Source organism: Janthinobacterium sp. AD80 (assembly GCF_002878455.1).
Classification (GTDB): Bacteria; Pseudomonadota; Gammaproteobacteria; order Burkholderiales; family Burkholderiaceae_D; genus Janthinobacterium.
Map to the genome: position 1 here is coordinate 1 of NZ_NRDQ01000263.1, position 5,178 is coordinate 5,178.

2 protein-coding genes are annotated in these 5,178 nt (G+C 70.0%); both read right to left on the minus strand.

Annotation, left to right across the window (positions count from 1 at the left end; translation table 11 throughout):
- Nucleotides 1-50: 50 nt before the first annotated feature.
- Nucleotides 51-3,407 (minus strand): non-ribosomal peptide synthetase, encoded by a 3,357-nt coding sequence (locus JaAD80_RS28290; RefSeq protein ID WP_180979639.1) that lies wholly within the window; start codon nt 3,405-3,407, stop codon nt 51-53.
- Nucleotides 3,408-3,411: 4 nt separating this feature from the next.
- Nucleotides 3,412-5,178: non-ribosomal peptide synthetase (locus tag JaAD80_RS28295; RefSeq protein ID WP_146012584.1), on the minus strand; the 1,767-nt coding region annotated here is incomplete at its 5' end.

The window sequence follows — 5,178 nt, forward strand, 5'->3', positions numbered from 1 at the left end:
CTGCGGCGTGAGCCGCGCCAGGCGCGGGTCGTCGTGAATCGGGGATTGGCTCATGTGTTTTCCAGTGCGCCGCCCAGCAGCGCTTCGATGTTGTCGTCCGAAAGACCTTCAAGCTGGTCCAGCATGCTGGCCAGGTCGCCCGCATCCACGCTGTCGAGGCGGTTGCGCATCAGGGCCGCGCCGAAGGCCGCCACGGTGGGCGCCTCGAACAGCAGGCGCAGGCTGAGTTCGCCGCCAAACGCTTTTTGCGCGCGCATCACCAGCTGCGTGGCCAGCAGCGAGTGGCCGCCCAGCTTGAAGAAGTTGTCCTCGATGCCCACGCGTTCCAGGCCCAGCACCTCCTGCCACAGGCCACACAGGAGCTCCTCGTCGCCGTTGCGCGGCGCGACATAGCTGTCGCCGGGGGCCGCCTCAATGTCGGGCACGGGCAGGGCGTTGCGGTCGACCTTGCCGTTCGGCGTCATCGGCAAGTGCTCGAGCATCACGTAGGCCGAGGGCAGCATGTAGTCGGGCAGCTGCGGCGCGATGGCGTCGCGCAGGGCGGCTGCCTGCAGCAGCTGGTCCGCGTGCGACAGCAGGTAGGCCACCAGGCGCTTGTCGCCAGGGCGGTCTTCGCGGCAGATGACGACGGCCTGGCGCACGCCCGGCTGTTCGGCCAGCACGGATTCGATCTCGCCCAGTTCGATGCGGTAGCCGCGCAGCTTGACCTGGTTGTCGATGCGGCCCAGCACTTCCATGTTGCCGTCGCGGCTCCAGCGCGCCAGGTCGCCCGTACGGTACAGGCGCGCGCCCGGTTCCGGCGAATGCGGATCGGCGAGGAATTTTTCCGCCGTCAGCTCGGGCCGCGCATGGTAGCCCTGCGCCACGCCGGCGCCGCCGATCAGCAGTTCGCCCGGAATGCCGGGCGGCAGCGGCTGCAGGAAGGCGTCCGCCACATACAGGCGCGTATTGGCGATGGGGCGGCCGATGGCGATCGGCGCGCCGTCCGCGGCGATTTTTTCCACGCTGGACCAGATCGTCGTTTCCGTGGGGCCGTACATATTCCACAAGGTGCCGCCACCGGCCAGCAGGCGGTCGGCCAGTTCGCGGCTCAGCGCTTCGCCGCCGCACAGCATGGCCATGCCGGGACGGCTTTGCCAGCCGGCGTCGAGCAGCATGCGCCAGGTGGCGGGTGTCGCTTGCAGCATGCTGGCCTGCGAACTGTCGAGCAATCGCGCCAGCTCCATGCCGTCGGCCGCCGTGGCCGGGTCGGCGATCTCGATGCGCGCGCCCACGGCCAGCGGCAGCAGCAGTTCCAGCACGGCGATGTCGAACGACAGCGTGGTCACGGCGCACAGGCGGTCGGCGGCCGTGATGCCCGGCCGCTCCATCATCGCCAGCAGGAAGTTGACGACGGCACTGTGCGGCAGGCGCACGCCCTTGGGACGGCCGGTGGAGCCGGAGGTGTAGATCACGTAGGCCGTCTCGCCGGCCAGCACCTGCGCCGGCGGCGCCACTTCGTTCAGGCGCGCTTCTTCCAGCAGCACCAGGGCCGGGCCGCTGGCCGGCAGCAGCGGCGCCAGCGCGCGCTGCGTGACGACAAAGCGCGTCTGCGCATCGTCGAGCATGAAGGCGATGCGCTCGGCCGGGTAGATCGGGTCGAGCGGCACGTAGGCGGCGCCCGCCTTGAGAATGCCCAGCAGCGCCACCAGCATGTCGGGCGAGCGCTTGACGAACAGGCCCACCAGCTCGCCCGGCTGCACGCCGCGCGCCAGCAGGTGGCGCGCCAGCGCATCGGCGCGCTGGTCGAGTTCCGCATAACTGAGTTCGCGGCCCAGGTGCGACAGCGCGATGGCCTGCGGCGTGCGCGCCGCCTGCGCCTCGAACAGCGCGTGCGCCGTCAGCGGGCCGCCGGCAGGCAGCGCGCGCGCCGTGTCGTTCCAGTCATGCAGCACGCTGCGGCGCTCGGCGGGCGTGAGCAGTTCCAGTTCGGACAGGCGGCGGTCCGGGTCGCCCAGCGCGCTTTGCAGCAGCTGCTGCAGGTGGCCTGCCATGGCGGCGATGGTGGACGCGTCGAACAGGTCGGTCGCGTACTCGATGTACATGGCCAGGCCATTGTTTTCCTCGCTGGCGAACAGGGTCAGGTCGACGCGCGAGGTGCCGGACGAAATGACGCCGGGCTCGATCGGAGACAGCACCAGCCCTTGCAGGCGGATTTCCTCGGACGGGAAGTTCTGGAAGAACAGCATCACCTGGAACAGCGGCGAGTGGCTCAGCGAACGGTCGATCTTCAGCACGTCGAGCAGGCGTTCGACGGGCATGTCCTGGTGCGCGTACGCGCCCAGGGTGCCATCCTTGACGCGCGCCAGCAGCTCGCGGAAGGTGGGGTCGCCGCTCAGGTCCGTGCGCAGCGCCAGGGTATTGGCGAAAAAGCCCACCAGCGCTTCGAGTTCCTGGCGCGGCCGGTTGGCCACGCCCATGCCGATGATGAGGTCGAGCTGGCCCGTGTAGCGCGCCAGCAGCGCCTTGAAGGCGGTGGCAAACACCATGAACGGCGTCGCGCCTTCCTGGCGGCTCAGGCGTTTCAGGCCGTCGTACAGGGTCGGGTCGAGGCGGTGCACGGAGGCCGCGCCGCGCCGGCTTTGCTGCGCCGGGCGCGGGCGGTCGCCGGGCAGTTCCAGTACGGGCGGATGGCTGACCAGGCGCTGCTGCCAGTAGGCGAACTGCTTGCGCATGGTTTCGCCTTCGTCGTCAAGCAGGGCGTTTTGCCACAGTGTGTAGTCGGCGTACTGCAGCGGCACGTCCGCCAGCGGCGACGGCAAGCCCGCGTAATAGGCGTCGTACAGCTGGCACAGTTCCGTGTAGATGATGGTGTAGGACCAGCCGTCGAGCGCGATATGGTGGCCGTTCATGACGAACAGGTGCTGTTCCTCGTCCAGGCTGATGAGCACGGCGCGCAGCAGCGGCCCCGTGCTGAAATTGAACGGCGTGCCCGCCTCCTGCTGCGCCAGCGCGGCCGCTTCCTCGCGCCGCTGCGCGACCGGCAGGTGCTCCAGGCTGACGCGGCGCAGCGGCACGGGCGCCGGCGGCAGGATGTGCTGCTGCGGGCCGACGTCGTCGGTGACGATGGCCGTGCGCAGCACTTCATGGCGGCGCACGATTTCATCGAGGCTGCGCTGCAGGATGGCGCAGTCGGGCCGGCCGCGCATCCACATGGCCGACGGCACGTTGTAGGTGGCTGAATTCGGGTCCATCTGTTCCAGGAACCACAGGCGGTTCTGCGCATGCGAGACGGGAATGCGCGCGGGCCGTGGCTGGCGCGTGATTTCCTTGCGCGCGGCGGGCGCCGTCTGCTTGCTCAGCTGCTGCATCAGCAGCGCGCGTTTTTCCGGCGAAAGGCCGGCCAGGCGTTGGTTCAAATCGGTCATGTCATCATCCCAGGATAGGCGAGCTGCCGGCGGGCGCGGGCGCATGCTGCAATTGCGCGCTGGCCTGTTCGTCGCTCAGGTTGTCAAGTTGTTTGAGAAGTTCGTCGAGCGCGTCCGCATGCTGGCTGGCCAGCTGCAGCGCGACGGCATCGGCCATCTGCGCCAGCCGCGGCGAGTCGAATACGGCGCGCAGCGGAAAATCGATGGCGTAGTGCTGGCCGATGCGCGCCACCAGCCGCGTCGCCAGCAGCGAATTGCCGCCGATGTCGAAAAAGCTGTCGTCGGGCGCCACGCTGGCCAGGCGCAGCAGGGGACGCCACAGCTGCGCCAGCACCTCCTGCTCGGCCGACAGGGGCACGGCAGCTGTCACCGGCGCGGTCACGCCGGCCGGGTCGGGCAAGGCATGGCGGTCCACCTTGCCGTTGGCATTCAGCGGCCAGCGTTCCAGCACGACAAAGGCCGATGGCAGCATGTAGGCGGGCAGCTGGGTGCGCAGCGCTTCGCGCACGCCGGCCACGTCAAAACCGGCCACGTCGACGCCCGCGGCCAGCGTCAGGTAAGCCACCAGGCGCTTGTCGCCGGGGCTGTCCTCGCGCGCCAGCACCAGCGCTTCGCGCACGCCGGCGCAGGCGGCCAGCCGCGTCTCGATCTCGCCCGGCTCGATGCGGTAGCCGCGGATCTTCAGCTGGAAGTCGTTGCGCCCGGCAAATTCGATCGTGCCGTCGGCGCGCCACTTGCCCAGGTCGCCGCTGCGGTACAGGCGCGCGCCCGGCTGCAGGGAAAACGGGTCGGCGATGAAGCGCTCGGCGCTGTGTTGCGGCAGGTTCAGGTAGCCGCGCGCCACGCCGTCGCCGCCGATATGCAGTTCGCCCGGCACGCCCACCGGCACGGGCTGGCCCAGCGGATCGAGCAGGTACACCTGCGTGTTGCCGATCGGCCGGCCGATGGGAATGGCCCGCGCCTCGTGCGGCGCGCCCGTCACGGCATAGGTGGTGGCAAACGTCGTCGTCTCCGTCGGGCCATAGCCATTGAGCAGCTGGCGCGGCGGATGCGCCTTGCCCATCACCCGCGCCACCACCTGCGGATCGAGCACGTCGCCGCCGGCCAGCAGCCAGCGCAGGCCGCCGAACGCTTCTTCCAGCGCATCCGCGTATTCATGGAACAGGCCCGCCGTCAGCCACAGGGCCGTCACGCCGCCATCGACCAGCGCGCGGTTGAAGCGGGCGGGATCGAGCACGGTGTCGTGGTCGAGCACCAGCACCGAGGCGCCGTTCAGCAGCGGCGCCCACAGTTCCCAGGTGGCGGCGTCGAACGCGGGGTTGGCGCAATGGGCCACGCGGTCGCCGCTGGCCAGCGGCGCGAAACCGCTGTCGACGGCCAGGCGCACGATGTTGCGGTGTTCGACCATCACGCCCTTGGGCATGCCCGTCGAACCCGAGGTATACATCACGTAGGCCAGCGCTGCCGCATCGATGCCGCTGACGGCAGGCGCGGTATCGGGCAAGCCCTGCGCCAGTTCCCCGCCCGCTTCCACCAGCAGCAGCGGCGGGCCGCCGGCCGGGAGGCGCTGCGCCAGCGCGGTGCTGCTGACTACCAGCGCGGGCGCGGCGTCGGCAAGGATATGTGCCAGGCGCTGCGGCGGGCAATTCGCTTCCACCGGCACGTAGGCGGCACCGGCCTTGAGGATGGCCAGCAAGGTGGAGACCAGCGCATCGCTGCGTTCGAGCAGCACCAGCACGTGCTGGCCCGGCTGCACGCCGGCCGCCAGCAG